25 protein-coding genes and 1 tRNA gene are annotated in these 26,030 nt (G+C 71.0%); 18 read left to right on the top strand and 8 right to left on the bottom strand.

Annotated elements, in window-relative coordinates:
• Nucleotides 1–167 precede the first annotated feature (167 nt).
• The 7 genes from MQP27_RS13615 to MQP27_RS50930 all read left to right on the top strand — a co-directional run bounded on the left by MQP27_RS13615 (nucleotide 168) and on the right by MQP27_RS50930 (nucleotide 8,424).
• Nucleotides 168–2,270 (top strand): phage tail tape measure protein, encoded by a 2,103-nt coding sequence (locus MQP27_RS13615; RefSeq protein ID WP_242765319.1) that lies wholly within the window; start codon nucleotides 168–170, stop codon nucleotides 2,268–2,270.
• A 1-nt stretch (nucleotide 2,271) separates the two neighbouring features.
• On the top strand, nucleotides 2,272–5,727 hold the full coding sequence (locus MQP27_RS13620) for a hypothetical protein (RefSeq protein WP_242765320.1): 3,456 nt from the start codon (nucleotides 2,272–2,274) through the stop codon (nucleotides 5,725–5,727).
• A 9-nt stretch (nucleotides 5,728–5,736) separates the two neighbouring features.
• Complete coding sequence (locus tag MQP27_RS13625) at nucleotides 5,737–6,138, top strand: hypothetical protein (RefSeq protein WP_242765321.1); 402 nt, start codon at nucleotides 5,737–5,739, stop codon at nucleotides 6,136–6,138.
• A gap of 22 nt (nucleotides 6,139–6,160) precedes the next feature.
• Nucleotides 6,161–6,406, top strand: a complete 246-nt coding sequence (locus MQP27_RS13630; RefSeq protein WP_242765322.1) for a hypothetical protein — start codon at nucleotides 6,161–6,163, stop codon at nucleotides 6,404–6,406.
• Between the two features lie 63 nt (nucleotides 6,407–6,469).
• On the top strand, nucleotides 6,470–7,282 hold the full coding sequence (locus tag MQP27_RS13635; RefSeq protein WP_242765323.1) for a LysM peptidoglycan-binding domain-containing protein: 813 nt from the start codon (nucleotides 6,470–6,472) through the stop codon (nucleotides 7,280–7,282).
• Nucleotides 7,283–7,507: 225 nt separating this feature from the next.
• Nucleotides 7,508–7,774, top strand: coding sequence for an MreC domain-containing protein (locus tag MQP27_RS13640; protein ID WP_242765324.1), 267 nt, complete (start codon nucleotides 7,508–7,510; stop codon nucleotides 7,772–7,774).
• Nucleotides 7,771–8,424: a collagen-like protein gene (locus tag MQP27_RS50930; protein WP_278196054.1), complete on the top strand. Its 654-nt coding sequence runs from the start codon at nucleotides 7,771–7,773 to the stop codon at nucleotides 8,422–8,424. Before MQP27_RS13640 ends, MQP27_RS50930 begins: the two co-directional genes overlap by 4 nt.
• A gap of 75 nt (nucleotides 8,425–8,499) precedes the next feature.
• Here MQP27_RS50930 and MQP27_RS13650 read toward each other — a convergent pair whose 3' ends face one another.
• Nucleotides 8,500–9,258: a GntR family transcriptional regulator gene (locus tag MQP27_RS13650; RefSeq protein WP_242765325.1), complete on the bottom strand. Its 759-nt coding sequence runs from the start codon at nucleotides 9,256–9,258 to the stop codon at nucleotides 8,500–8,502.
• 231 nt (nucleotides 9,259–9,489) lie between these two features.
• Here MQP27_RS13650 and MQP27_RS13655 point away from each other — a divergent pair, with 231 nt between their 5' ends.
• From MQP27_RS13655 to MQP27_RS13670, 4 genes are all read left to right on the top strand, one after another.
• On the top strand, nucleotides 9,490–9,741 hold the full coding sequence (locus MQP27_RS13655; RefSeq protein WP_242765326.1) for a hypothetical protein: 252 nt from the start codon (nucleotides 9,490–9,492) through the stop codon (nucleotides 9,739–9,741).
• Complete coding sequence (locus tag MQP27_RS13660; RefSeq protein ID WP_242765327.1) at nucleotides 9,738–9,947, top strand: hypothetical protein; 210 nt, start codon at nucleotides 9,738–9,740, stop codon at nucleotides 9,945–9,947. The genes MQP27_RS13655 and MQP27_RS13660 overlap by 4 nt, the downstream gene beginning before the upstream one ends.
• On the top strand, nucleotides 9,947–10,126 hold the full coding sequence (locus MQP27_RS13665; protein ID WP_242765328.1) for a hypothetical protein: 180 nt from the start codon (nucleotides 9,947–9,949) through the stop codon (nucleotides 10,124–10,126). Before MQP27_RS13660 ends, MQP27_RS13665 begins: the two co-directional genes overlap by 1 nt.
• A gap of 263 nt (nucleotides 10,127–10,389) precedes the next feature.
• Nucleotides 10,390–10,455, top strand: a tRNA-OTHER gene (locus tag MQP27_RS13670).
• Nucleotides 10,456–10,475: 20 nt separating this feature from the next.
• Here the strand turns inward: MQP27_RS13670 and MQP27_RS13675 are convergent.
• From MQP27_RS13675 to MQP27_RS13685, 3 genes are read right to left on the bottom strand one after another with little or no spacing between them, the layout of a single operon-like run.
• Nucleotides 10,476–11,513 carry a DUF4037 domain-containing protein gene (locus MQP27_RS13675; RefSeq protein ID WP_242765329.1) on the bottom strand — a complete coding sequence of 346 codons (1,038 nt, stop codon included), beginning with the start codon at nucleotides 11,511–11,513 and terminating at the stop codon, nucleotides 10,476–10,478.
• Between the two features lie 52 nt (nucleotides 11,514–11,565).
• Entirely contained in the window at nucleotides 11,566–12,045 is a 480-nt protein-coding gene (locus MQP27_RS13680) for a GNAT family N-acetyltransferase (RefSeq protein WP_242765330.1), read from the bottom strand.
• Nucleotides 12,042–12,971 carry an aminoglycoside phosphotransferase family protein gene (locus tag MQP27_RS13685; RefSeq protein ID WP_278196056.1) on the bottom strand — a complete coding sequence of 310 codons (930 nt, stop codon included), beginning with the start codon at nucleotides 12,969–12,971 and terminating at the stop codon, nucleotides 12,042–12,044. Before MQP27_RS13685 ends, MQP27_RS13680 begins: the two co-directional genes overlap by 4 nt.
• On the opposite strand from MQP27_RS13685, the gene MQP27_RS13690 reads away from it, so the two are divergent.
• The 3 genes from MQP27_RS13690 to MQP27_RS13700 all read left to right on the top strand — a co-directional run bounded on the left by MQP27_RS13690 (nucleotide 12,970) and on the right by MQP27_RS13700 (nucleotide 17,783).
• Nucleotides 12,970–13,626: a rhomboid-like protein gene (locus tag MQP27_RS13690; protein WP_242765332.1), complete on the top strand. Its 657-nt coding sequence runs from the start codon at nucleotides 12,970–12,972 to the stop codon at nucleotides 13,624–13,626. The two genes, MQP27_RS13685 and MQP27_RS13690, sit on opposite strands and share 2 nt — an antisense overlap.
• 10 nt (nucleotides 13,627–13,636) lie before the next feature.
• Nucleotides 13,637–15,046, top strand: a complete 1,410-nt coding sequence (locus MQP27_RS13695) for an NAD(P)/FAD-dependent oxidoreductase (protein WP_242765333.1) — start codon at nucleotides 13,637–13,639, stop codon at nucleotides 15,044–15,046.
• Nucleotides 15,047–15,149: 103 nt separating this feature from the next.
• On the top strand, nucleotides 15,150–17,783 hold the full coding sequence (locus MQP27_RS13700; RefSeq protein ID WP_242765334.1) for a glycosyl hydrolase: 2,634 nt from the start codon (nucleotides 15,150–15,152) through the stop codon (nucleotides 17,781–17,783).
• A gap of 91 nt (nucleotides 17,784–17,874) precedes the next feature.
• Here the strand turns inward: MQP27_RS13700 and MQP27_RS13705 are convergent, their stop codons facing one another.
• From MQP27_RS13705 to MQP27_RS13715, 3 genes are all read right to left on the bottom strand, one after another.
• Nucleotides 17,875–19,305 carry an MFS transporter gene (locus MQP27_RS13705; protein WP_372511179.1) on the bottom strand — a complete coding sequence of 477 codons (1,431 nt, stop codon included), beginning with the start codon at nucleotides 19,303–19,305 and terminating at the stop codon, nucleotides 17,875–17,877.
• A 161-nt stretch (nucleotides 19,306–19,466) separates the two neighbouring features.
• Nucleotides 19,467–20,447: a zinc-binding dehydrogenase gene (locus MQP27_RS13710; protein WP_242765335.1), complete on the bottom strand. Its 981-nt coding sequence runs from the start codon at nucleotides 20,445–20,447 to the stop codon at nucleotides 19,467–19,469.
• Between the two features lie 47 nt (nucleotides 20,448–20,494).
• Complete coding sequence (locus MQP27_RS13715; RefSeq protein WP_242765336.1) at nucleotides 20,495–21,655, bottom strand: NAD(P)-binding protein; 1,161 nt, start codon at nucleotides 21,653–21,655, stop codon at nucleotides 20,495–20,497.
• Between the two features lie 305 nt (nucleotides 21,656–21,960).
• Between MQP27_RS13715 and MQP27_RS13720 the strand changes: the two genes are divergently transcribed.
• The 3 genes from MQP27_RS13720 to MQP27_RS13730 all read left to right on the top strand — a co-directional run bounded on the left by MQP27_RS13720 (nucleotide 21,961) and on the right by MQP27_RS13730 (nucleotide 23,976).
• Complete coding sequence (locus MQP27_RS13720) at nucleotides 21,961–22,608, top strand: pentapeptide repeat-containing protein (protein ID WP_308289936.1); 648 nt, start codon at nucleotides 21,961–21,963, stop codon at nucleotides 22,606–22,608.
• Nucleotides 22,609–22,638: 30 nt separating this feature from the next.
• The gene (locus tag MQP27_RS13725) at nucleotides 22,639–23,277 is read left to right on the top strand and encodes a hypothetical protein (protein WP_242765338.1); all 639 of its coding nucleotides are present in this window, start codon (nucleotides 22,639–22,641) and stop codon (nucleotides 23,275–23,277) included.
• 234 nt (nucleotides 23,278–23,511) lie between these two features.
• Entirely contained in the window at nucleotides 23,512–23,976 is a 465-nt protein-coding gene (locus MQP27_RS13730) for a DUF5707 domain-containing protein (RefSeq protein WP_242765339.1), read from the top strand.
• Nucleotides 23,977–24,030: 54 nt separating this feature from the next.
• On the opposite strand, the gene MQP27_RS13735 is transcribed toward MQP27_RS13730, so the two are convergent.
• Nucleotides 24,031–24,531 carry a hypothetical protein gene (locus tag MQP27_RS13735; RefSeq protein WP_242765340.1) on the bottom strand — a complete coding sequence of 167 codons (501 nt, stop codon included), beginning with the start codon at nucleotides 24,529–24,531 and terminating at the stop codon, nucleotides 24,031–24,033.
• A 37-nt stretch (nucleotides 24,532–24,568) separates the two neighbouring features.
• Between MQP27_RS13735 and MQP27_RS13740 the strand changes: the two genes are divergently transcribed.
• Nucleotides 24,569–25,999, top strand: a complete 1,431-nt coding sequence (locus MQP27_RS13740; RefSeq protein ID WP_242765341.1) for a M1 family metallopeptidase — start codon at nucleotides 24,569–24,571, stop codon at nucleotides 25,997–25,999.
• Nucleotides 26,000–26,030: the final 31 nt, after the last annotated feature.

Raw genomic sequence — 26,030 nt, forward strand, 5'->3', positions numbered from 1 at the left:
CCGCCCACCTGCTCGGCATCCGGCCCTGGGAGTGGGACCTGATGACCGCGGAGCAGGAAGACCAGGCCCTGGACTGGCTCGACGCCTACATCGAGGCGCAGAAGAAGGCCAACGAGAAGCTGAAGTCGGGGCGCTGACTGCCCGCTACCCAGGAGGGAGGCGGGCCGGTGAGCGACACCTCCCTCGTGTTCAACCTGGTCGCCCGCGAGCAGGTCACCGAGACCCTCGGCAAGGTCAAGGAGAAGTTCGACGCGGCCGCCACCGGCATCGCCGCCGGGGTCGCCGGCGCCCTCGGCGTCGGGGTCGCGGCGTCCATGGACATGTCGGCGGCCAACGCCAAGCTCGCCGCGCAGCTCGGCATCGGACCGGCCGAGGCGGCGAAGCTGTCCAAGGTCTCCGCGGACGTCTACGCCAACAACTGGGGCGAGTCCACCGAGCAGGTCAACGAGGCCATCAAGGGCGTCTACCAGAACATCGGGGACGTCTCGAAGGTGAAGGGCGGCCTGGAGGGCGTCACGTCCAAGGCGCTGGCCCTGGCGAGCACCTTCGACCAGGAGGTCGGGCCGACGACCGCCGCGGTCGGGCAGATGCTCAAGACCGGGCTGGCGAAGAACGCCGACGAGGCGTTCGACATCCTCACCCGCGGCTTCCAGACCGGCGCCAACAAGGCCGATGACTTGTTGGACACCGTGAACGAGTACGGGACCCAGTGGCGCAAGTTCGGCCTGGACGGGCAGACCGCCATGGGGCTGCTCTCGCAGGGCCTGAAGGCCGGCGCGCGGGATGCCGACGTGGTCGCGGACGCCATCAAGGAGTTCTCGATCCGGGCGATCGACGGCTCGACGACCACGGCGCAGGGCTTTCAGGCCATCGGCCTGGACGCGCAGACCATGGCCGAACGCATCGGCAAGGGCGGCAAGGGCGCCACCCAGGCCCTCGACGAGACCCTCGACCGGCTGCGCGGCATCAAGGACCCGGTCAAGCAGGCCCAGGTGGCGACCCAGCTCTTCGGCACGCAGGCCGAGGACTTGGGCGCCGCGCTCTACAGCCTCGACCCGTCGAGCGCGGTCGACGCCCTGGGCAAAGTCGGCGGGGCCGCGGACAAGATGTCCAAGACCGTCAGCGACAGCCCGTCGGCCGCCCTGGAGACCTTCAAGCGGCAGGCCACCGTCAAGCTCGCCGAGGTCGGCGGCACCTTCGTGTCGTTCGCCATGGACAACAAGGGCGCCTTCGAACCCCTCATCGGGATCCTCGGCGGGGTCGCCGCCGCCGTCCTCGCGGTCTCGGTCGCCCAGAAGATCTACGCCACGTACACGGCGATCGCCTCCGCCGCGCAGACCATCTGGAACGCGGAGATCTGGGCGTCCACGGCGGCCCTGCTCGCCAACCCGATGACGTGGATCGTGCTCGCCATCATCGCCCTGGTCGCCGCCATCGTCCTCATCGCCACGAAGACCACCTGGTTCCAGACCATCTGGTCCGCCGTGTGGGGCGCCATCCAGACTGCGTTCGACGCGACCGTGAAGGGGATCTCGATCGCGCTGGGCTGGTTCGCCGGCCTGCCCAAGATGTTCGCCGGCTGGTTCGGGGAGGCCAAGGACTTCGCGATCCGCAAGCTCACCGAGCTCGTCATGTGGCAGTTCACCCTGCCCGCGAAGATCTGGAACGCCCTGTCCGGGCTGGGCACCATGCTGTACAACCTCGCCTCCGGCGCCTTCCAGTCCATGAAGAACGCGGCCATCTCCAAGGCCGCCTCGTTCGTGAAATGGACAGCTGGCCTGCCCGGCAGCCTGGTCGGGGCGCTCGGCTCGCAGAGCTACCGCTTCTACAACATGGGCCTCGACTTCGTGAAGGGCCTGTGGAACGGCATCTCCGCGATGGGCGGCTGGCTGTGGTCGAAGGTGTCCAACTTCGCCAAGGACCACATCGTCAACCCGGTCCAGGACTTCCTGCACATCGGCTCACCGTCCAAGCTCGCCGCGGACGAGATCGGCCACTGGATCCCGGCCGGCGTCGCCATGGGCATCGACAACAACGCCAAGGTCGTCGACACCGCCATGCGCGGCCTGGTCGACCCGGCCGCCTACCGGCCCAACCCGCAAGCCACGTCCGCCCTGGCGCCGATCGCGGGCGCCGCCGCCGGCGCACAGGCCACTCAGGTCCGCCTCGTGATGGAACTGGTCGGCGGATCGCGGGCGTTCCGCGAGTTCTTCCAGGAGTCCGTCCGCGTCAGCGCGGGCGGCGACGTCGTCAAGTTCGCCGGGGGGTGACATGCCGAACCTGCCGCCGCCGGTATGGGCGGAGCTGTTCTACTCGAACGCCTGGAACACGATCACCGACGACGTCCGGGTCGCCACGTCGGCGGTGACGATCACCCGCGGTCTGTCGTCGGAGTCGGCCTCGGATGCCGAACCCACCACGTGCGCGTGCGACTTGGACAGCCGCGACGACCGCTACGGCCCGCGCAACCCCACCTCCCCGCTGTACGGGCTGATCGGGCGCAACACCCCGATGCGGCTCGGCTACACGGCGGGCTCGCCGTGGGCTGCCCTGGCGGGGGGCCTGGGCGGCACGGACGCCATCGAGACCCCGGAGGCGGCCGCGCTGCACGTCACCGGCGACTTCGACCTGCGCATCGACATCGCCCTGGACGACTACACCGAAGACCAGATGCTGGCCTGCCGGTACTACACCACCGGCAACAACCGGTGCTGGGCCCTGGAGATCATCGACGGGCTGCTGGAGTTCATGTGGTCGCCGGACGGGACGCTCGCCAGCCGTCTCGACGTCACCTCCACCGAGACCCTCAAGGCGTACAACGGGCAGCGCCTGGCGGTGCGCGTCACTCTCGACGTCAACAACGGTGCCGGCGGCCACGAGGTCCGCTTCTACACCGGCCGCACCGTGAACGACACCGAGTGGAACCTGCTCGGCGACCCGGTGGCCGGGAGCGCGTCCATCACGTCCATCTACGCGGGCACCAGCGCCCCGCTGGAGTTCGGCTGCGGCACCGAGTTCAACCAGACCCCGGCTGGCGGCACCTTGAACACCTTGCGCGGCAAGGCCTACGCGCTGCGGCTGCTCAACGGCATCGCCGGAACCGCGGTCGTGGCCATGGCCGTGTCGGCGGCCGCCGTGGGCGGCACCTCGTTCGTCGACTCCACCGGCCTGACGTGGACCAAGCAGGGCGCCGCCGCCTTCACCAACAAGCACATCCGCATGTCCGGGGAGGTACCCGCCTGGCCGCCGACGCGGGACCTGTCGCTCAAGGACAACTACGTCAGCGTCACCCCGGCCGGTGTGCTGCGGCGTATGGACGCGGGCAACAAGCCCACCGACTCCGCGCTGCTGCGCTACATCAAGGCCCACGACCCGATCGAGTGCTGGCCGCTGACCGACGGCAAGCAGACCAACGCCCAGGGCGGCGCCAGCCTGCTCGGCGGCAGCGACATGACCTACCAGCTCACGCTCGGCACCGTGAACCCGGAGTGGCAGGGCGGCAAGCTCGCCGACTGGCTCGAAGACGTCATCACCTTCAAGGCCGAGACCGCCGGCATCATCAAGGGGCGGGTGCCGAACAGCACCTCGGCGGCGGCCGCCTGGTCGGTCGACGTCTTCCTGGCTGGGGGCGGGCAGGGTGCGGCCGGAACGTTGGAGATCAACGATCGGGGGGCGTACACGGACGCCGACAACCGGATCCGCTTCCAGGTGTCCATGGACGCCTACACCGACTCGATCAGCGTCTACCGCGGCTCCCTCGGGGAGACCTCGTCGTCGTCCTCGCTGATCGCGTCCATCTCCTCGGCGGGCATCTTCAACGACGGCCTGCCCCACCACATCCGGCTCACCGTGGACCCGGGCGCCACCGACAGCACCTTCGCGGTCTACCTCGATGGTGTCTCCCGCGCGTCGGGCACCGTGTCCGGCATCGTCGTCAAGGCCGTCCGCGACGTCGCGGTGAGCTGGTCCCTGGTCTCCGGCGGCGGCGTCGGCACCGCGGACCAGCAGCTGGGGTTCGTCACCTACTGGGACGGCACCGGCCCGACCGCGGCGCAGATGTACAACGCGTACACCGGCTTCCAGGGAGAGAAGGCGGGCGACCGCATCGTCCGGCTGGCCGCCGAGTCCGGCTACACGGCGTCGGTGGCCGGCGAGTCCACCTTCCAGCGCCGCCTGGGCATCCAGGGATCGAAGAAGCTGCTCGCCCTCATGAACGAGGCCTCAGCCACCAACTTCGGCTACCTGCTCGACGCCCGGGATAGGGCCGAGGTCATCCACCGCGGGCAGTCCACGCTGTGGAACCAGCCGCCCGGGCTCACCCTCGACTTCTCCGCGGGCCTGATCTCGCCGCCGTTCAAGCCGGTCGACGACGACAAGCTCACCGAGAACGACGTGAGCGTGCAGCGCGAGTTCGGATCGGTGCCCGCCCGGGTCGTGCAGGAGTCCGGCGACCTGAACGTCCAGGATCCCGAGGACGGCGGCGTGGGCCGCTACGACCAGGCCTACACCTACAGCCTTCAGACGGACGCCCAGGCCTGGCAAGTCGCCGGGATGCGCGTCCACCTCGGCACCTACGCCGGCGTGCGCTACACCCGCATCACCCTCAACCTCGCCAACACCCGCGTGTACGCGCTGATCGACGACATCCTGCGCCTGGACGTCGGCGACAAGATCCGCCTCACCACCCTGCCCGCCGACCACGGGCCGGACGCCGTCGACGTCCTGATCGCCGGGTACACCGAGAGTGCGGGTCCGGACGCCTGGACCATCACCTTCAACTGCGTGCCCGGCGAGCCCTGGACCGCGGCCGTGACCGACTCAGCCACCTACGGGCGCGCGGACACCGGCGGATGCCGGCTCGCCGAGGCCCTGGACACCACGGAGACCGGCGTCGACGTCTTCACCACGGGCCTCTCCCTGTGGGTCGACTCGCCGACCTACCCCAGCGACTTCCCCTTCGACGTGCGCACGGGAGGGGAGGTGATGCGGGTGACCGCCTGCGACAGCGCAGTGCGGGACACCTTCACCCGGTCGGTCACCGACGGCTGGGGCACCCCCACCGTGGGCGGCGCCTGGACCAACAGCAGCGGCTCGGCGACCGACTACGACGTCACCGGCAGCGCCGGAACCCACACCCTCACCAACGTGGACGTGGCCCGCGTCTCCACCACGGGCACGTCCGGGACCGACCATGACGTGCGGGTCGACATCGCCACCGGGGCCCTGGCCACCGGTGGCCCGCAGTACTGCTCCGTCGTCGCCCGGCACACCGACGTCAACAACATGTACTTCGCCCAGATCGAGTTCGGAACCTCGGCGGCCGTCACCCTGACGCTGCGCAAGCGGGTGGCCGGCACCGAGACGACGCTGGCCACACTCGCCTCGGGGTCGACCGGGCTCACGCACGTGGCGGGCACATTCTTTCGCATCCGCCTCCAGGCCATCGGCAGCACGATCCGGATGAAGGCCTGGCTGGCCACCGACCCCGAACCGGTCGCCTGGACGCTGAGCGCCACCGACTCGGCGCTGACGAGCGGCAGCAACGTGGGCGTCAGGTCCGTGCGCCAGAACGCGAACACGAACGCCAACCTGGTCGTGTCCTTCGACAACTTCGTGCTGCTCAACCCGCAGACCTTCACCGTGACGCGAAGCCTCAACGGCGTCGTCAAGTCCCATCCCAGCGGCCAGGACATCCGCCTGGCCAACCCCGTCTACGCAGGCCTGTAGGAGGCGACGATGACCGTGTGGCTCGCCGGCATGCGGGTGACCGCCGACCGCCTCAACGACTACACGCCGTCCGCGGAGACGACCTCGGGGCTGGTGGCGGCCACCAACTTCACCGTCAACAGCTTCTTCGCCAGCCGCTCGCCCGGCGGGTCCGTGCTGGTGCACTGCTACCTCAACTACACGGGCGCGGGGATCACGGCCACCAGCGGCAACATCAGCGACACCACCCTGTGCACGCTGCCCTCCGGCTGGTTCCCGCCCACCGTCATCAACGCGGTCTGGGGCGATGGCAGCGAGGACGGCGAGTGCACGATCGGCACCACCGGGGCCGTCACCCTGCGCTCCGCGACCGCCACCATCCCCACCGGCCGCAACATCCGCATGACCGCGTCCTGGAACGCAGAGCCGTAACCCGCCGACAAGGAGAGAGCCCATGGCCCTCGGTACTCCGCAAGGCCCGACCGCGAGCCAGTGGAAGGTGACCGCGCAGAGCGTCGCCACAGTCGCCGACTACCCGGTCACCTTCCAGGTCGAGGCGACGACCGACAACCCGGACGCGGCCGGCATGGCCGACATCGTCCAGGCGTTCGTCGACCTCATCGCCCAGTCGACCGGCTTCAAGGTGGTCTCCGCGAGCCGCGCCTACTCCTACGCGGAGCAGATCACCCCCACCGCGTAGCCGTCCCCGCCACCGCCCCGTGCCGTCTGGCCGGGGCGTTCTTCACGCCCAGAAAGAGGCTCCATGGCCACACCGATGACGCCCGCCCAGTGGCGGGCCGCCCTCCGCGCCGAGGGCGTGCGCCTCGTCGAGTACGACGGCTGGACGACCCGCGGCCGCGACGCCGCCACCGGCAAGACGTTCGGCCCCGTACACGGCTCGCTCAACCACCACACGGCCGGCACCAGTTCCCTCAAGGCCGTGGCCACCGGCGGCCGCCCGGACCTGCCCGCGCCGCTCGCGCACGCGCACCTGGCCAAGACCGGCACGCTCACGCTCGTCTCCTGCCACCGCGCCAACCATGCGGGCCTGGCCGCGAAGAACGTCGTCGACGCGATCGTCGCCGAGAAGACGCTGCCCAAGCCCAGCAAGGGGGTCACGGTCGACGGCAACGACTGCCTGTACGGCATCGAGGTCGAGAACCTCGGCAACCTCAAGGACACCTACACCCGGGCCCAGTACGACGCCCTGGTCCGCTACAACGCGGCGATCTGCCGCCACCACGGCTGGGGCGCGGGCAGCGTGGCCGGCCACCTGGAGACCAGCGTGGAGGGCAAGGTCGACCCGCGCGGCCCCGTCGAGGGCTACGGCAGCCGCGGCCGCTTCACCTTCACCATGGACCAGCTGCGGGCTGACGTCGCCGAGCGCCTCAAGCACGCCGCCTCCTGGTCGCCCGGCACCACCACGTACACCGTCGCCAAGGGCGACACCCTGTGGTCCATCGCTGCCAGCAAGCTCGGCGACGGCAACCGCTGGAAGGACATCGCCGACCTCAACGGCCTCAAGGACGCCGACGAGATCACGCCCGGCCAGAAGCTCAAGCTCCCCGCAAAGTGAGGACCGCCGTGAAGATCTCCAAGGTGTGGAAGGCGGTTGTCGCGGGTGTAGCCGCCGGCGCCGCCGCTGCAGGGACCGCCGTGCAGGACGGCACGGTGACGACCGCCGAGGCCGTGACGATCGTGCTCGCGATCATCGGTGCCTACGGCGTGACGTGGCGCGTCCCCAACCGGCAGACCCCGTCGGGGTCCTGGCCCTGCCTCATGAGCGCGGCCTGGAGGTGGCATGGACGGCGCCCTCGTCGCGGCTCTCGGCGTGATCGGCAGCGCCGCCGTGACCGGGGCGGTCGCCATGTACGGCTCCAAGGTCGCGGGGCGAGCCCAACGGGAGGGCAACGCGGTGACCGGCTTCAACTCGCTCACGGACCAGCTCCAGGAGGAACGCAAGGAGCTCAAGGCCGAGGTGGCCGCGCTCAAGTTGGAGCTCGCCGCCGAGAAGGCCGAGTCGGCACGACTACGGCTCCTCGTGCAGGCCCAGGGAGGGACACCATGACGCGCACCGACCGTGTGCTCGCCCAACGGTGGAAGCCCCTCGCGCTGCTCGCGTTCCTGCTCGCCCTCACCGGGGCCGTGATGCTCGTCTATGTGCGCGTCCAGGCCGAAGCATCACGCGCCGACCAGCTGGCGGCCGAGGCCGACCTACGCGGCGAGGCCGTTTCCACGCTCGCCTCCGACGTGCGCGTACTCCGCGCCCAGATCCAATCCAAGGGCGGCACCCCGGCCGCGCCGGATCCGACCAAGGCCGTCAAGGATCTGCCCGACCGGGCGGCCGTTCCCGTCCAGATCCCCGGCCCGCCCGGACCCAAGGGCGACAAGGGCGACCCGGGCAAGGCGGCCCCGACCATCACCCCGTCGCCGGGCGCCTCGGGCGCACCTGGCGCCACCGGTCCCCAGGGCCCACAGGGCGAGCCAGGGGCTGACTCCACCGTCCCGGGGCCGCAGGGCCCGCAGGGCGAGAAGGGCGACACCGGCGAGCGCGGCCCGGCGGGACCGGCGTGTCCGGACGGGTACAGCCTGCAGGCGCCGTCGTGGGATCCGGACGCGCTCGTCTGCCGCCGGGACAGCGCGCCCTCGGACGGCGGCGGCAGCACGCCCAGCCCGCTCGCGGCTGGCCTCGACCCCCGCCGCGAGTACGAGAACTGAGACGCCCCCAACCTCGTCAATGGCGAGGTTGGGGGCGTTTCGTCATGCCCGGGGGTCGGCGCTGGTGCCCACCCTTCAGTCGTCGAGGTCGATGCGGAAGTCGACGATGGTGGTGTCGCCGCGGCGCACGATCGGGTGGGCGACCTCGACGACGCGGCCGGTGTCCGCGATGTGCTTGCGGGTGTACCGCAGGACCGGGACGCCTGCGCCGATGCGGAGCGTCGCCGCCTCCAGCTCGGTGGGCATGGCTGCGGTGAACGACTCCGTGATCTGGGTGACGCGGATGCCGAGCGTCGCCAGCTGGGCGCGAGTGCCGCCCGGCCACGGCTCGTTGATGGGATCGGCGACGGGCGTGCCCTGGACGTCCGACCAGCGCACGTAGCTCGTGGACATCTGGGTCGGCTGGTCGTTGTCGTAGAACACGAAGTGCCGGGCAAGGAGTCGCTCGCCGACCTCGCACTCGAACAGGGCGGCCAGCTCCGAGCTGGCCTGGACGCGTTCGAACCGCTTGTCGAGCCGGTACTCCGACCAGCCGATGCCCTGATCGCGGGTGTACGGGGTCGACTTGGCGCCGGGTGTCGTGCGGTAGCGGTCGGCTGCCAGGCGGTGGATCGCCGGCCGGGGGCGGACGCGGGTACCGGCGCGTGCGCGGCTCTCGATGAGGCCTTCGTTGGTGAGGAGCCGGAGCGCGTTGCGGATGGTGGTCGGGGAGACGCCGCCGTACTCGGCTTCGAGGGCGGGGATGGTGGGGATCTGGTCGCCGGGTCCGAACTCGCCGGAGGAGATGCGGCGCCGCAGGTCGGCTGCGATGCGCAGGTACTCAGGCTGTGCCACGGCGGCACCCCCATTCCGAGTGATCAGGTCAATCTGAGTACACATACTCTCCCGTCCCACTTGACCAGCGCCAATCCCGACGACATTGTGAGTACAGATAAGCATTACCTGTACTCAGATAACCACTGTCTCCGGGGGACAGCCATGCCCGAGTCGGGTCATACGTGGCAAAAGGCATTCAAGGGTGAGCCCGTAGAGGCGGCCCACGTCCGCCTGTGGACCACCGGCCGCGTGAAGCACCCCGACGCCCCGCTCATCGCGCACGAGCTGTTCGTCGCCATCCTCAAGTCGGGCGCCCCGGTCGTCGACATGACCCTCTCGACGGCCGGCCCGCGGCTCCGCATCACGGCCCAGGGTCCCGAACCGCTGCCCGTCATCTACAGCCACGGCCCCGGATGGGCGCTCATCAGCGGCCTGTCCCACCTGTCCGGGCTCACCACCGACGAGTGCGGACTGTGGGCACAGCTGGGCGGCAAGCGGTGAGCCCCGAGCCGCCGCCCGTCCAGGAACTGGGCAAAGCCCAGTACGACGGCTGGGCGTGCTGCTGGTGCGGAAAGTCGCTGCTCGACTGCGGCGGCACCAGCGCCGGCATCTCGCGCGGGAGCGTCGGGGCGGTCGTCCTCGACATCGAGGTGTTCGCCTGCCCGAGCTGCGCTGTCGCTCCGGAGACTCCCCGGAAGGACCACTGATGTACGAAGGCATCCGCATCTGCTGCCGCTGCCAGCTCGGCATCCTGCCCGGCGAGCCCTACGACGAGGTCAGCCACGACCGGCCGACCAACCCGCCGCTGATCCTGTTCGTCCACAGGGGCAGCACCTGCAAGCAGCAGCCCCGCCAGGAGACCCCCGTCCGTTCCTGTACCCCGTGAGCACCTAGGGACGGACGGGCCCAACGCGGCCCCGGTCAGCTGACGCCCCCGTCGCTGGCCGGGGCCGCTCCATGTCTGCTCGTTGTGGTGCGTGGGGGAGTGCGGGACAATGGAAGAGGCCCAGTTCAGGGCGCGTGCTGGACGGGCAGTCTGCGTGAGCGGTGCGTGAACGGAGGTCCCATCGGGCGCCGGAATTGCTGGAGTCGATCGGAGCGAGAGAGCCGACCGACCAGGCAGTTTCAGAGTAGTCAGAGTGTGCCGGAGCCCCCCATTGAGAAACCCCGGCACTTGTAATGCGTAGGTCGTCGGTTCGAATCCGACAGGGGGCTCCTTCAGGCCCGGGTCGGAGCTATTCCGACCTGGGCTTTCTTGCTTCCCGGTACAGGGCTCGGGTGAGTGGTGGGCGAGTGAGGATCTCCGGGTCGTCCACGAACTGGTCGATCGCGCCGGTGGGCGGCAGATCCTTGATTGCCGGGTCGGAGATGCGGGCGGTCAGGGCGGCGGCGAATCGTTCCGGCCGGGCGTCCTGGGCGACGCGGTCGGTGAGGTCCAGCTGGTTGTGCAGGTCCGCTGTCGCCTCGTACGCCTGCGAGAGGTGCTTCTCGCGGCTGCGCCGGTCCGTGGCCGTGACGGCGGCGGTCAGGACCGGGGCGAGGTGGTGGCCGGTGGTGGTGCGGGCGAAGGCCGTGCCGAGCCATTTGCCGTACGGCGGGTAGCGGCGGTCCATGAGGAGGCCCAGCCGCATCAGGTCCCGGGCCACGCGGGCGGCGGCGACCGCGGAGCCGAGCTCGTCGCCGGTCTCGCCGCAGTGGGTGACGTACGGCGCTTCGCGGGCGACGCGGCGCCACTGGCAGGCCAGGACGTGCAGCCAGATGTCGTGGGGGTACCAGCGCAGGGCCGAGCGGAGCGGCGCGAGTTCGCCCAGGCCGTCGTGGAAGACGGCGCCCGCGGTGACCTCGGCGAGGAGCTGGGTCGGGGTGGCCAGCCAGTCGGTGGGGCCGATGTCCCCGGGCGCGGACGGGTCGAAGCCGAGGGTGGCGACGAACCACGGCGTGATGTGGGTGACCTCGACGCCGTCGCGGGCGGGGTGGCCGTGGAAGGTCCTCGGGAGGTGTGCGGCGAGGACGTGTCTGATGCGGCCCGCGTGGCGGTGGACGTCGTGGCGGCGCAGGAAGAGCTGGAGGCGGGGTCTCCAGGACGGGCCGGCCGAGTGCGGGGTGTCGTAGCCGAGGACGTCGGAGCCGCTGCCGAGGCGGGCCGCGGAGTGGGGGACACCGGGGGCCGCCTCTTCGAGTAACGGGCGTACGACGTCGGTGTATAAGCGGCGGGAGAGTTCGAGGCCGGGGAGGAAAGGGGGCGGGCCGGCGGGCATATTCGTGGAGCTCATGCCTGGGGCCGTGCCCATTCCGTGATGGGTCATGCCCGGTTCCTTCACGCTGTTACACAGGCCGTCCCAGCCGCGCCAGGACCTCGTCCGTCAGCCGGTAGACCGTCCACTCGTCCTGCGGCCGGGCGCCCAGGGACTCGTAGAAGGCGATGGACGGGGCGTTCCAGTCGAGTACGGACCACTCCAGGCGCTGGTAGCCGCGCTCCACGCAGATGCGGGCGAGTTCGGTGAGCAGGGCCTTGCCGTGGCCGGTGCCGCGGGCGGTGGGGCGGACGTAGAGGTCCTCCAGGTAGATGCCGTGGACTCCGCGCCAGGTGGAGAAGTTGAGGAACCAGAGCGCGAAGCCGACTGGGTCGCCGGTGGTGTCGTCGGCGGCGATGTGGGCGTAAACGGCGGGGTGCTCGCCGAAGAGCGCGTCGCGCAACTGCGCCTCCGTGGCCCTGGCCTCGTGCGGGACCTTCTCGTAGTCGGCGAGTTCGCGGATCAGGGCGCGGATGACGGGGATGTCGGCGGGGGTCGCGGTGCGGATCATGCGGTCACGTTAGGGCCTGACAGTCTGCGGGCGATCTCCAGGACCTCGGGGAGCGGGGTGCCGTGCTCCTCCAGCTGCCACACCGAGTTCTGCAGGACCCTGCCCAGCGTCCAGGCGCGGGCCCGGTGCCGGTCCAGCCCCAGGGTGTCCGTCATGGCGTCGAACCGCCACCGCACCTCCTCCGCCTCGAAGCGGTTCCACAGCGCCGGGAACAGGTCGAAGCCGGGATCGCCCGCGAGCGGCTTGGGGTCGATGGCGAGCCAGGGGGCGCGGTCGGCGCCGAGGACGTTGTCGAAGTGCAGGTCCCAGTGCAGGAGGCGGTCGCCGGGCTCGTCGGCGACCTCCCGTACCGCCGCCGCACAGTCCGCGAGCAGCCGGCGTACGGCGGGGTCGGGGACGCCGGGCAGCGCCGCCGAAGTCCGCTCCAGCAGCCGTGCCGCGATGTCGCCGAGCCGGCGCAGCCCCGCCGGTGCCGGGGTCGCCGTCAGCCGGGCCAGCAGGCGGGCGACGACCAGCGTGGCCTCGCGGGAGTCCGGCAGATCCGTCAACGCCCGCCCCGGATCGAGCCGTTCGAGCAGCATGGTGCCGGTGGCGGCGTCGGCCCGCAGCAGCCGGACCGCCCCGTCGCCGTGCCAGGCGCGCAGCGCGAGGGGCTCACCGACTGTCTCCTCGTCGACGTCCTGGAGCTTGAGCACGGCCCGTGTCCCGTCGGCCCGCAGCACGGGCAGCACCAGCGCGCACCGCCCGTACATCGACGGCCCGTCGAGCCGTAGCTCCCAGCGCTCCAGGAACCGCTCGCCGCGCTCGGCCAGCGAGGCGACCAAGGCCCGCCCGGCCTCCCCGTCGTACCGCTCGTGCTGGGCGATCAGCTCGTCCGGGATGTCGATCACCTTCGGGACGATACTTGCGTGCGTGAATCGCCTCATGCGAATTTTCCGGGACCTCGGCGAGAAGGTGTGGGCATATGTCCGCAGCGCCCCCGGCACATACGTCTGGCTGGCGATCCTGTTCGTCACCACGGTCGCCCTGCACCACATGTCGCCGGAGTTCGAGGAGCAGTTCCTGCGGCAGCGGTCGACCAATATCCGGGAACTGTCGGACTGCCCGGTGCGGGTGCTGGTGCAGAGCGCGATGTGGATCGACGGTGGCCACTGGCTGCCGTACGCCTTCCTCTACACCGTTTTCCACGCGCAGGCCGAGCGCTGGCTGGGGACCTTGCGGTGGCTGATGGTGTGCGTGGCCGCGCATGTGCTCGCGACGCTGATCAGCGAGGGCGCGCTGCTGAAGGCGATCAAGGACGGGATGGCGCCGCACTCCGCGGTCAACACCCTGGACATCGGCGTGAGTTACGCGCTGGCCGGGGTGATCGCCGTACTCGTGTACCGGATCGCCTCGCCCTGGCGGTATCCGTATCTGGCGGTCGTGCTTTTCGTGTACGGCGTTCCGCTCACCTCCACTCCCACATTCACCGATCTCGGGCATTTCGTCTCCGTACTGATCGGGCTCGCGTGTTATCCGCTGGTCAGAGGGCGCGGAAAAGCATGGAATCCGAAGGAGACAGTGGCCGCCCTGAGGGGTTAGTTTTCCGGCCATGAGCAGCTCGGGCAGCAGGCCGGTCGTCAATGGCGGCATCTCCTACTGGTACGCGGACGACGGCTTCCCGGCGGTGCGGGAACCGCTCGACGGGGACGCGGCGGCGGACGTCGTGATCGTCGGCGGCGGGTACACGGGGCTGTGGACCGCGTACTACCTGAAGAAGGCCGCGCCCTTCCTGCGGATCACCGTGCTGGAGCAGAAGTTCTGCGGGTACGGCGCCTCCGGGCGCAACGGCGGCTGGCTCTACAACGGGATCGCCGGGCGGGACCGGTACGCGAAGCTGCACGGCCAGGAGGCCGCCGTACGGCTTCAGCAGGCGATGAACGACACCGTGGACGAGGTCGTCCGGGCCGCCGCCGAGGAGGGCATCGAGGCCGACATCCACAAGGGCGGGGTGCTCGAAGTCGCCACCACGCCCGCGCAGTTGGCGCGGCTGAGGGAGTTCCACGCGCACGAGGTGTCGTACGGCGAGAAGGACCGGGTGCTGTACGGCGCCCGGGAGACCGCCGAGCGCATCCGGGTGGCCGGCGCGGTCGGCTCGACCTGGACCCCGCACGGGGCGCGGCTGCACCCGGTGAAGCTGGTCAAGGGGCTCGCGGCCGTGGTCGAGGGGCTCGGGGTGACCATCCACGAGTCGACGCCGGTGACGGAGATCCGGCCCAAGCACGCCGTCACGCCGTACGGGACCGTCCGCGCGCCCTATGTCCTGCGCTGCACGGAGGGCTTCACCGCCGCCCTCAAGGGGCAGAAGCGCACCTGGCTGCCGATGAACTCCTCGATGGTCGTGACCGAGCCGCTCACCGACGAGCAGTGGGCGTCGGTCGGCTGGGACGGGCGGGAGGCGCTCGGGGACATGGCGCACGCGTACATGTACGCGCAGCGGACCGCCGACGGGCGGATCGCGCTGGGCGGGCGCGGGGTGCCGTACCGCTTCGGGTCGCGGACCGACAACGACGGGCGGACGCAGGCCGAGACGGTCGAGGCGCTGCGCGAGATCCTCGTCCGCTTCTTCCCGCCGCTGGCCGGGGTCGGCATCGAGCACGCCTGGTCGGGGGTGCTCGGCGTGCCGCGCGACTGGTGCGCGACGGTGACCCTGGACCGCTCGACGGGCCTGGGCTGGGCGGGCGGTTACGTCGGCTCGGGCGTCGCCACCACCAACCTCGCCGCGCGCACCCTGCGCGACCTGGTGCAACTCGACTCCGGGCAGGCGGCGGCGACCGAGCTGACCGAACTGCCGTGGGTCGGGCACAAGGTGCGCAAGTGGGAGCCGGAGCCCTTCCGCTGGCTGGGCGTGCACGGCATGTACGCCACCTACCGGGCCGCCGACGAGCGGGAACGGCTCACGCACAGCACCGGGTCGTCGAGGCTGGCGCGGGTGGCGGACCGGGTGGCCGGGCGGCACTGACGAATCTTTACCGGCTGATTGCGCTCACAGGAACCTCCAAGAACCACTTTTCCCCCGAAGCTGTTGGCCAGTTCATGCCATCGCTCCCAGGGGAGGGCATTCCATGGCAGCCAATGCCTGGCGAAGAAGACGGATATGGGCGGTACTGGCCACCACGGCCGCGCTGGGCCTGACAGTGACGCAGGCCCAGGCGTCGTCCGGCGGCACAAGCCCCTTCGGGGTGCGGGAACTTCGCGAACAGGCCCTTCTGCATCAGCAGCAGAAGGGCCTGTCGGCTTTCGCGGAGGCGGGGGACGACGATGACGACGGCGGCGAGGCCCAGGAGGAGGCCGAGCAGGCCGACCAGTACGCCGAGGCACGCACCTCGCCGGGGATCGTGGCGCCGGGCGCGTACGGGGCGGCGTACGACGAACTGACCGGTCTGCCGCACACCAAGGGCAGTTGGAGCGACCTGACCCGGCTGCCGTACGACTCCGACGACCCCCGCTACCGCGACATCAACTCCAACTCCAGCGGCGGTGCCGGCAAGGTGACCGGCCGGGTCACCGGGCTCGCGGCCGACAACCACGGCTATGTGTACGCCGGTTCGGCCAACGGCGGCGTCTTCCGCTCGCGCACCGGCGGCGGCCACTGGACCAACATCTCCGACGGGCTGCCCGCCCTGTCCACCGGCGACCTGCAACTCGACGGCCGCGGACGGCTCTGGTACGCCACCGGCGAGGCCAACACCAGCGCGACCTCCTTCCTCGGCACGGGCGTCTACGTCCTCGACGACCCGCGGCACGGCAGCTTCTCCCAGCGCGACCGGGTCGGCGGCGACGAGCTCGAATCGACGTCGATCAACGCGCTGCGGTTCGCCGGGGACAAGGTGTGGGCGGCGACCACCGAGGGCGTGTGGAGCCACTCCACGAAGACCCTGAAGGGTCACTGGAAGCTGGAGTTCGCGCCCAACCCCGACTATCTGCCGGGTGGTTCGCTGGCGAGCGACCCGAACGCCCCGTACAAGAACATCACCAGCGACATCGCGGTCGACCCGAAGGACCCGGGCAAGGTCGTGCTCGCCGTCGGCTGGCGCGGCGGGGACACCTACAACGGCTTCTACGCCAAGTCCGGCGGGACCTGGCAGCGGCTGGCCGGACTCGGTGACCTGCCGAGCAACGCCGAGGACGTCGGCAACGTGACCTTCGCGCGCAGCGCGGACGGCTCGCGGTACTACGCGATCGACCAGTCCCCGGAGCAGACGGCCGAGAACCCGGACAGCGGACTCGAAGGCATCTTCGTCTCCAAGTCCGGCTCACCGACCGGCCCTTGGACGCGCATCGCGACGTACCAGCAGCTGCGCGACTCGGGCTCGGCGCTCACCGGCGCCGGATACCAGCCGGGCATCCAGGCCTGGTACAACCAGTTCCTCACCGTCGACCCGAAGAACCCGGACCATGTGTACGCCGGTCTGGAGGAGGTCTTCGAGACCAAGGACGGCGGCAAGTCCTGGTCCGTGCCCGGGCCTTACTGGAACTTCGGCTTCCCGTGCTGGTCGATCGACCCGAGCAAGCAGACGGGTGACTGCCACCAGACGGTCCACGCCGACCAGCACTCGGTCGCCATCGGCAGCGACGGCGGCGCGCCGTACGTCGTCGTCGGCGACGACGGCGGCGCCTTCCGGCGCCCGCTGAACGGCAGCGCCGACGCCTCCGGCCACGCGACCGACTGGACGTCCCTCAACGACGGCACGATGGACGCGCTGCAGTACTACTCCGTGGGCGTCGGCCGCGACGGGCGCGGACTGGCCGTCACCGGCGGCCTCCAGGACAACGGGCAGTCCGAACTCCGGCCCGACGACCGCGTGATGGGCTCCAACTTCGGCGGCGACGGCGGCGACACGATCACCGACCCGGCCAACGGATGCAACATCGCGCAGGAGTACGTCTACCTGGCGGTGTCCGTCACCAACAACTGCGCGGTGAACGACGGCAGTTGGATCACCGACCCGTCGAAGGCGACCACGTACTCGGTCGCCCCGCCCGACAACGCGACCGGCGAGGCGCGCTTCATCGCCCCGCTCAACGCCGACATCAAGGACCCGAAGGTCTGGGTCGCGGGCGGCCGGCACGTGTGGATCAACACCAAGGGCTACGCGATCCGCAGCGGAACCGAGTGGTTCGGGGCGTACGACCTCGGCGCGGGCCACACGGCGACGGCGGTCGCGTCCTCCGGCGGCAAGGTGTACGCCGCCTGGTGCGGGCCCTGCAACAACCAGGGCTTCACTCGGGGCATCGCGGTCGGCAACGCGGACGGCACCGGCTGGCACCAGCTGAACCTGCCGGCCGACGGCACGGTCCCCAACCGGTACCTCTCCGGGCTGGCGATCGACCCGTCCGACTCCGACCATGTTCTGCTGGCCGTCAACGGCTTCTCGCGGAAGTGGACGGAGGGGCCCGGAGCGGGAGTCGGGCACCTGTTCGAGACGCGGGACGGCGGGGTGACCTGGAAGGACATCTCCGGGAACCTGCCGGATGTGCCTGCCGACTCGGTGGTGCTGCTGAAGGGCGGCACGGTTGCGCTGGGGACGGACCTGGGGGTGCTGGTGCGGACGCCGGGTTCGAAGGGGTGGAAGGTGGCGGGTGGGAATCTGCCCACCACTGCGGTTCTTCAGCTTCGTACCGGGCCTGACGGTCGGTTGTACGCGGCTACGCATGGGCGCGGGATCTGGGCGATCGATGTGCGGAGTCTGAGGTAGCGATCTGTTGTGACAGCCGCGACGGCGCCGTGATTGGGTGCGGCGCCGTCGTGGCTGTTCGCGCAGTTCCCCGCGCCCCTATCGGGGCGCGTTATGCCACTGCCTCTGACATCGGCGCCTCGGTCGGGGCGTGCTTGGGCGGCTTTGCCGTCACCAGGAGGCCCGCTACCAAGCCCCCCAGCAGCATGATTCCCGCCGCGCACCAGATGGCCACCGTGTAGCCGTGGACGACCCCCTCCTTGGCGATCAGGGCCCGCTGGGCCGGGTTGTGGAGGTGGGCCGTGATGTAGGTGGCGCTGCTCGTCGTGGCGATCGTGTTGAGGAGTGCCGTACCTATCGAACCGCCCACCTGCTGCGAGGTGTTGACCGTCGCCGAGGTCACCCCGGAGTCCTGCGGGGCCACGCCCGCGGTCGCCGTCGCGAAGACCGGCATGAAGGTGAGGCCCATGCCGAGGCCCATCAGGAGCAGGGCGGGCAGGATCTCGGTCGCGTAGGACGAGTCGACCGTCATCTGCGTGAGGATCACCATGCCGCCCGCGGCGAGGATCATGCCGGGGACCATGAGGAAGCGCGGCGGGACGCGGTTCATGAGGCGGGCGGAGATCTGCGTCGAGCCGGTGATGATCGCCGCGGTGAGCGGCAGGAAGGCAAGCCCCGTCTTCACCGGCGAGTACGCCAGGACCACCTGCAAGTAGTAGGTCATGAACAGGAACAGGCCGAACATGCCGATCGTGGCGAGCGCCATCGTCAGGAAGCACCCCGCGCGGTTGCGGTCCTTGACGATGTGGAGGGGGAGCAGGGGCATGGGCGCCCGGTTCTGCCACCACACGAAGGCCGCGAGGAGTACGACACCGCCGCCGAGCAGCGCCAGCACCAGCGGGTCGCTCCAGCCGCGCGGCTCGGCCTCGCTGAAGCCGTACACGATCGCGACCAGCCCGCCGCAGCCCAGCAGCACACCCGGCACGTCGAGGCGCGCGCCCTCGTGGCCGGGCCGGTCGTGCAGCAGCGCGAACGCGCCGGCGACCGCGACGACCGCGATCGGGATGTTGACGTACAGGCACCAGCGCCAGTCGAGGTACTCCGTGAGCAGGCCGCCGACGATGAAGCCGATCGCGGAACCGCTGCCCGCCAGGGCGCCGTAGATGCCGAAGGCCTTCCCGCGCTCCTTGGGATCCGTGAAGGTCGTCGTCAGCAGGGACAGCGCGGAGGGCGCGAGTACGGCGGCGAAGGCGCCCTGCAGGGCGCGGGCGCCGAAGAGCATCCCCGGGCCGGTGGCCGCGCCGCCGAGTGCGGAGGCGGCGGCGAAGCCGATCAGGCCGAAGATGAACGTCCGCTTGCGGCCCACCAAGTCGGCGATACGCCCGCCGAGCAGCAGCAGTCCGCCGAAGGCGAGCGTGTAGGCGGTGATCACCCACTGCCGGTTGCCGTCGGACATCCCCAGGTCGCTCTGCGCGGACGGCAGCGCGATGTTCACGATCGTCGCGTCCAGGACGACCATGAGCTGCGCGAGCGCGATGACCACCAGGCCCCACCAGCGACGGGGATCGGCGTCCGGGGGGCCACCCGCCGAGCGCGGGGACCCACCTGCGGGGGATTCACCTGTTGGGGTGACGCTCACCCGCTCAGAAGACCATGAATCGGTACGTATCGCATCTGGGAGCGACTTACGGCCACCTTGGCTGTTCATGGCTCCAGCACCACCTTTCCGGTCGTTCCGCGCGTCTCCAGCGCGCGGTGCGCTGCCGCCGCCTCGGCCAGCGGGAATCGCTGCACCGCCGGGGCCAGCCGGCCCGCGGCGGCCTCGGCGAGGGCGCGCAGTTCCAGGGTTCGTACGGGATCGGGCCCGCCGGCCTTCCGCATCATCACGGGGCCCAGGACCTGCTCCGACACCCCGTCGACGAGATACGGCTCACCGCCGCCGATCCCCTCGGCGGACCAGCCGAAGACGATGTGCCTGCCGCCGGGCCCGAGCAGGCCGACGGCCTCGCGGGCGGCGTCACCGCCGACGCCGTCGAGGACGACGGTCGCGGGCCGCCCGCCGAGGAAGGCCCGGACCTTGCCCGGCCAGTCGGGGTCGTTGTAGTCGACGGCGAGATCGGCGCCGTTCGCCTCCACGCGGGCCGTCTTCTCCGGCCCGCCGGCGAGACCGACGACGACGGCCCCGGAGTTCTTCGCGTACTGCACGAGCAGCGTCCCGATCCCGCCCGCGGCCGCGGGGATCACGGCCACGGCACCGGGGCCGAGCTCGGCGAACTGCACGATCCCCATCGCCGTACGCCCCGTCCCGATCATCGCGACCGCCTCGGCGAAGTCGAGGTTCTCCGGGATCTCGTGCACCCGTTCGACATCGGTGACGGCCAGCTCGGCGTACCCGCCCGGCGCGAAGCCGAGATGCGCGACCACGCGCTTGCCGAGCCACAGCGCGGCGACGCCGTCGCCGAGCGACTCGACGACACCGGCGACCTCACGGCCGGGGATCGTGGGCAGCACGCCCGGGGCGGGCAACGGCCCCTGCGCCCCCTCCCGCAGGGCGGTGTCCAGCAGATGCACGCCCGCGGCCTCGACGGCGATACGGACCTGGCCGGGGCCCGGCGCCGGGTCCTCGACCTCCTCGTAACGCAAATTCTCGGCCGGACCGAAAGCGTGCAGTCGGATGGCGTGCATGGCGGGCTCCCTGGGCGTTGTCAGTTCAGACTTCCGACTCTTCAACCTCAAGCGCGCTTCAGGTCAAGCTGTCGTCGGCCGAGCGCCAGCGACACCGCGGCGAGGGCGCTGTTGAAGGACACCTCGGAGAGCACACCGGGGGCGGCGACCTGGTCGCCGGCCAGGTAGACACCGTCGCCGCGGTCGACGGCCGGCCGGTCGCGCCAACTGGTGCCGGGGAGGTCGACGGCGCCGGTACGGCCGTTCGCGAGGGCCTCGCGCCGCCAGGTGACGCGCTCGCGCCAGCCGTCGAAGGCGAGGTCGAGGAGGTGCTCGGCGCGGGCGCGGCCGTCGGCCTTCGTCTCGTGCGGAGCGATGGGGATCTGCCCCTGGATCAGCTGCTCATCGGCGGGCGCGAGCGACCGGTCCTGGGCGGTGAACCGCTCGATCCAGCCCGGCGAGTCGAGGTCGGAGACGGCGAAGGCGTCGCCGCGGCGGGTGCGTACGGCGAGGTCGACGAGGACGGTACGCCCGCCGGTCCAGGTCAGCGAGTCGTCCTTGAGCAGCCGCCGGGCCGCGTCGAGCGAGGTCGCGACGACGACGGGGGTGTCGGTGGGGAGGACGTCGACGCGGGACAAGGTCTCCATCCGCACCCCCAGATTCCAGGCCCGCGCGGCCATCCGGTCGATGAGGCTCGCCCAGCCGCCGCGCGGGTAGTGGGCCTCGGGCGGGAGCTTGGTGGCGCGGCGGAGGCGTTCCTGCACGAAGGCGGCGGAGAGGGCACCGGGGTCGTGGTGGAAGAGGGCGACGGCGGAGTAATTGGCGGCGGCACGAGCGCCCTCCTCGCCGGCGACACCGGTGGCCCAGGACAGGTAGTCGAGGTCGACGGGGGCCTGCGGCAGCCCGGGCCGGAGCAGCTTGAGCATGGCGAAGGGCGGGGTACGGCGCAGCGCACCGTGGTGCCGGAGCCGCAGCCGGGCTGCCTCCAGGGGAGGGATCGGGGCGAGCGGCGGGATGAGGTCGCGCTGCTTGAGCCAGGTCCAGTGGGCGCCGCCGCGGTAGAGGGCGTGCGGACCGTCGTTCGTCCGGTACGGCCCCTCGGCGGTCCGTGCCCGCCCGCCGAGGGTGTGGTGGGCTTCGTACACGGTCACCTTGACGCCCGCCTCGGCGGCGGTGATCGCCGCGGTGAGCCCGGCGAATCCGCCGCCGATGACGGTGATGCGGTGCATGACTGACGTCTCCCTCGGAGGCTCGGGGTCTGGTCTGGGGGTCTGGTCGCCTTTGCATGCATAGGACGGTTCGGGCGGCCGGAATGTGACATGGGGGGTGTTTTGGCTGGTCAGGCGGATTGTCAGTGGTGGGGTGCAGGATGGGAGGCGTGGGGCGACGAGCGGGAGGTGCGGTGGGACGGGCTGTGGGTTCGGGTGGCGCGGGTCAGGCGAGTGGTGCGGTTGGTTCCGCCGGTGGCGTGCGTGGGGGTGCGGGCCGCGGTCAGGATTCCGGTGGTGGTTCGGGCGGTCCCGGTCGTACGGTGGTGAAGGCGGCGCAGCGCCCGCAGGTGCGGTTGCCTCCGCTGGAGCCCTTCCGGGGCGGGGCGTTGGAGCCGGACGGGGACTACGACGGGCTGGACTTCCGGGAGTTCGACTTCGCCGGGCACGACGGCGGGGGCGCCCGGTTCATGGACTGCGCGCTGACGGGGTGCGCGGTGGACGAGACGCGGCTGCGGCACGCTCGCGTCCTGGACTCGGTGCTGACGGGACTGCGGGGCGTCGGCACGGATCTGGCGGACGCCACGCTGCGGGACGTCGAGCTGGTCGACGCCCGGCTGGGCGGGGTGCAGGCGCACGGTGCCGTGCTGGAGCGGGTGGTCGTGCGGGGCGGCAAGATCGACTACCTGAACCTGCGCACGGCCAGGCTCAGGGACGTCGTGTTCGAGGGATGCGTGCTGGTGGAGCCGGACTTCGGGGGCGCGAAGCTGGAGCGGGTGCAGTTCGTGGACTGCGTGCTGAAGGGCGCCGACCTCACGGCGGCGACCCTGAAGGACGTGGACCTGCGGGACGCGGCCGAGCTGGTCGTCGCACGGGGCGTGGACCGGCTCGCGGGGGCGGTGATCAGTTCCGTGCAACTGATGGATCTGGCGCCGGTACTGGCGGCGGAGATGGGGATTCGGGTGGAGGGATGACGGGTGGGGAGCTTTTACGGAAACGTCCTGGTGGCACGGCCGCTGGACGAGGTGGTGACGCTGCTCGCGGCCGCGGGCGGGCCGGCGGGGGCGGCCGACAGCGCGGTACGGGGGTACGCGCTGCCGGTCGGCCCCGGCCACACGGTGATCTACCCGGACCCGGAGACGGACGCGACGGCACTGGCGGGCCCGCTGAGCCGCCTGCTGGAGGCGCCCGCGCTGGGCACGTACGTCTACGACTCGGACGTACTGCTGATGACGGTGTACGCGGAGGGTGAGCCGACGCACCACTACGACTCGTGTCCGGGGTACTTCGACGCGGCGGAAGGCGACTTGGGCGACTCCGAGGACCGGGAGTCCCCCGTCCCGGTCGGCGCCGACCCGGACGCCTTCGTGCCGCTGGCCTTCGGCCCGGTGGACCGGCCGGCGCTGCGGGCGGTCCTGCTGGGCATACCGCTGGACCCGGGGGACGGCGAGAACGGCCGCTATGTGTTCGCCAACACCCAGCACTACGACGCGATGACGTGTCTGGGCCTGAACGCGTGCCGGCTGAGCACGGGGTACCACTACCTGTCGCTCGGGGGCCTCCCGCACGAGACGTCGGCGGAGGAACTGGTGCTGCTGGGCGGACGGATGTGGCCGGCGGAGGAGTCGGCGGGGCGGGGGTAGGTGCGGTGGGGGCAGGCGCGGTGGGGATGGGCGCGGTGGGGATGGCGCGGCGCCCTCGTCCGGTGGCTCAGCGGTGACTGAGGGGTGACTCGGACCCCGAAGGCCCCACCACTCAGGGCGAGTTGAGTAGTCGTACTCAGGCCCGGTGATCTACGGGCCGCGAGGATCGGTGGTGCCGGCGCGGACGAGCGTGTCGGCTGAGGCAGCCGCCCGATCCCCTACGGAGGGTCCGTCATGTCGTCCCGTCGCCGCATCGCCGCCCTGTCCGTCGCCGCCGGTGCCGTCGTCCTCGGCGGGGCCGGAGCCTTCGCCATCGCCCAGGCCGGTGAGCAGGAACCGACCCTCGCGCACAGCGCCGCCCGCTACACCGCGCCCACCGGCGGCCACGACGGCTCGCTGGCCTTCACCACCGAGGTCACGGCGTCCTCGGGGGTCAGGAGCCTGAAGGTGCTGGCGTGGCCGGCCGCGGACTCGCAGCTCGGCAAGAAGCCGCCGACGGCGAAGGAGCTGGCCGCCGTGGAGTCCGCCACGTGCGAGGCGGCCGCCGCCGACACCGCGCGCTGCACCTACACGACCCCGGTCTCGACGGCCGACGCCGCCGCGTCCCCGCACGGCACCTGGCACATCGCGGTCCTGGCCACGGCGAGGAACGGGACGACGACGCTGGACACGAGGGCGGCGGACTTCGAGATCGGCTAGGGACTGTCCGGGACCGGCATGAGGGGCTGCATGGACGGATCGGTCTTCCCGGTGCTAGGCGATCCTCGGGAAGCGGGCCTGCAGGGTCCAGATCGCCGGGTTCTCGGCGAGGTCCTCGTGCATGTCGGTGAGGTCGGCGAGGAGGTCGTGCAGGAAGTCCCGGGCCTCGCGGCGGAGTTCGGCGTGGGCGAAGGTCAGCGGGGGTTCCTCGGCCGGCATCCAGTCGGCCTCGATGTCGACCCAGCCGAAGCGGCGCTCGAAGAGCATGCGGTCGGTGGACTCGGTGAAGTCGAGCTCGGCGCGCTGGGGCCGGGCGGCCCGGGACCCCGCCGGGTCCCGGTCGATCCGCTCCACGATGTCGCACAGCGCCCATGCGAAGTCGAGCACCGGCACCCATCCCCAGGCTGTGGACAGTTCCCGGTCCGCCTTGGTGTCGGCGAGGTAGACGTCCCCGCAGAACAGGTCGTGCCGCAGGGCGTGGACGTCCGCGCGCCGGTAGTCCGTCTGCGGCGGGTCCGGGAAGCGGTTGGAGAGGGCGTAGCCGATGTCGAGCACGTACGAGATGGTGTCACGCCGCCTTAGGATCACTGGCGTGTCCCGTTCTGCGCCGGTTGTCCCCACCGCCCTCCTCGCCCTCACCCTCACCGCATGCTCGGCCGGCGTGAACGGCACCCCCGGCGGCTCCGGCGTCCACGACCCGTACTTCCCGAAGGCGGGCAACGGCGGGTACGACGTCACGCACTACGACCTCGAGCTCACCTATGACCGAGACACCCATGGCCGGGACGGGGACCACGGCGATCACCTCGCGGGCACCGCCACCCTCACCGCCCGCGCCACCAAGGACCTCACCGCGTTCGACCTCGACCTCAAGGGACTGGACGTCCAGGACGTCACGGTCGAGGGCAAGCGTGCCCGCTGGAACCGCGCCGGCCAGGAACTGACGATCCGCCCCCACGACGACCTCACCGACGGCGAGACCTTCCGCGTCACCGTCCGCTACTCCGGCACCCCGCAGACGCTCACCGACGCCGACGGCTCCCACGAGGGCTGGCTGCCGACCGCCGACGGCGCGCTGGCGCTGGGCGAACCGATCGGCTCGATGACGTGGTTCCCGTCCGACAACCACCCCTCCGACAAGGCGACGTACGACATCGAGGTCACCGTGCCGAAGGGCCTCCAGGCGGTGTCCAACGGCGAGTTGACGAGCGAGACGGCGACGACCGGCGGCCGTACGACCTACTCCTGGCACACGGCGGAGCCCATGGCGACCTACCTCGCCACGATCGCCGTCGGCCACTACGACATCACCCGCTCCACGATCGGCAAGAACCGCCTCCCGGCGTACGTCGCGGTCGACCCGACCGAGGCGAAGGCGAGCCAGAAGGTGTTGGCGAAGCTGCCCGAGATCATGGAGTGGGAGGAGTACAACTTCGGCCCGTACCCCTTCTCCTCCACGGGAGCGATCGTCGACCGGGGCGGGGACGCCGAGTACGCCCTCGAAACCCAGAACCGCCCGGTTTTCCCCGGCGCCCCCGACACCGAGACCCTCGTCCACGAGCTCGCGCACCAGTGGTACGGCGACTCGGTCACGCCGAAGACCTGGCGGGACATGTGGCTCAACGAGGGCTTCGCGACGTACGCGGAGTGGCTGTGGGACGAGGACCACGGCGGCGACACGGCCCAGGAGACCTTCGACGCGCTCTACAAGGGCGACTACTACGACGACCCCGCCGACGACAAGGCGATCTGGGCCTTCCCGCCGGCCCGCCCGAGCAGCGCGGCACACATCTCCGACAGCCCGGTCTACGACCGCGGCGCGATGGTCCTCCACAAGATCCGCGAGACGGTCGGCGACGACACGTTCTACGACATCATCCAGGGCTGGGCGAGGACCCACCGCCACGGCAACGCGGACACCGCCGGCTTCACGGCGTACGTGGAGAAGAAGGCCCCGGACAAGAACTTCGACGAGATCTGGAAGGACTGGCTGTACGGCGACGGCAAGCCGGACCACGCGTAATCCGGCTCAGCCGGCAGCCGGGTCACACGGT

This window comes from Streptomyces cylindrosporus, assembly GCF_022698165.1.
In the GTDB taxonomy this organism is placed as follows: Bacteria; Actinomycetota; Actinomycetes; order Streptomycetales; family Streptomycetaceae; genus Streptomyces; species Streptomyces cylindrosporus.

Coding starts and splice junctions, on each gene's coding strand:
- MQP27_RS13640 (WP_242765324.1), top strand. CDS start 7,508: ATGGACGGCGCCCTCGTCGCGGCTCTCGGCGTGATCGGCAGCGCCGCC.
- MQP27_RS13690 (WP_242765332.1), top strand. CDS start 12,970: ATGCGAATTTTCCGGGACCTCGGCGAGAAGGTGTGGGCATATGTCCGC.
- MQP27_RS13695 (WP_242765333.1), top strand. CDS start 13,637: ATGAGCAGCTCGGGCAGCAGGCCGGTCGTCAATGGCGGCATCTCCTAC.
- MQP27_RS13700 (WP_242765334.1), top strand. CDS start 15,150: ATGGCAGCCAATGCCTGGCGAAGAAGACGGATATGGGCGGTACTGGCC.
- MQP27_RS13635 (WP_242765323.1), top strand. CDS start 6,470: ATGGCCACACCGATGACGCCCGCCCAGTGGCGGGCCGCCCTCCGCGCC.
- MQP27_RS13625 (WP_242765321.1), top strand. CDS start 5,737: ATGACCGTGTGGCTCGCCGGCATGCGGGTGACCGCCGACCGCCTCAAC.
- MQP27_RS50930 (WP_278196054.1), top strand. CDS start 7,771: ATGACGCGCACCGACCGTGTGCTCGCCCAACGGTGGAAGCCCCTCGCG.
- MQP27_RS13675 (WP_242765329.1), bottom strand. CDS start 11,513: ATGAGCTCCACGAATATGCCCGCCGGCCCGCCCCCTTTCCTCCCCGGC.
- MQP27_RS13710 (WP_242765335.1), bottom strand. CDS start 20,447: ATGCACGCCATCCGACTGCACGCTTTCGGTCCGGCCGAGAATTTGCGT.
- MQP27_RS13730 (WP_242765339.1), top strand. CDS start 23,512: ATGTCGTCCCGTCGCCGCATCGCCGCCCTGTCCGTCGCCGCCGGTGCC.
- MQP27_RS13685 (WP_278196056.1), bottom strand. CDS start 12,971: ATGAGGCGATTCACGCACGCAAGTATCGTCCCGAAGGTGATCGACATC.
- MQP27_RS13665 (WP_242765328.1), top strand. CDS start 9,947: ATGTACGAAGGCATCCGCATCTGCTGCCGCTGCCAGCTCGGCATCCTG.
- MQP27_RS13630 (WP_242765322.1), top strand. CDS start 6,161: ATGGCCCTCGGTACTCCGCAAGGCCCGACCGCGAGCCAGTGGAAGGTG.
- MQP27_RS13620 (WP_242765320.1), top strand. CDS start 2,272: ATGCCGAACCTGCCGCCGCCGGTATGGGCGGAGCTGTTCTACTCGAAC.
- MQP27_RS13715 (WP_242765336.1), bottom strand. CDS start 21,655: ATGCACCGCATCACCGTCATCGGCGGCGGATTCGCCGGGCTCACCGCG.
- MQP27_RS13680 (WP_242765330.1), bottom strand. CDS start 12,045: ATGATCCGCACCGCGACCCCCGCCGACATCCCCGTCATCCGCGCCCTG.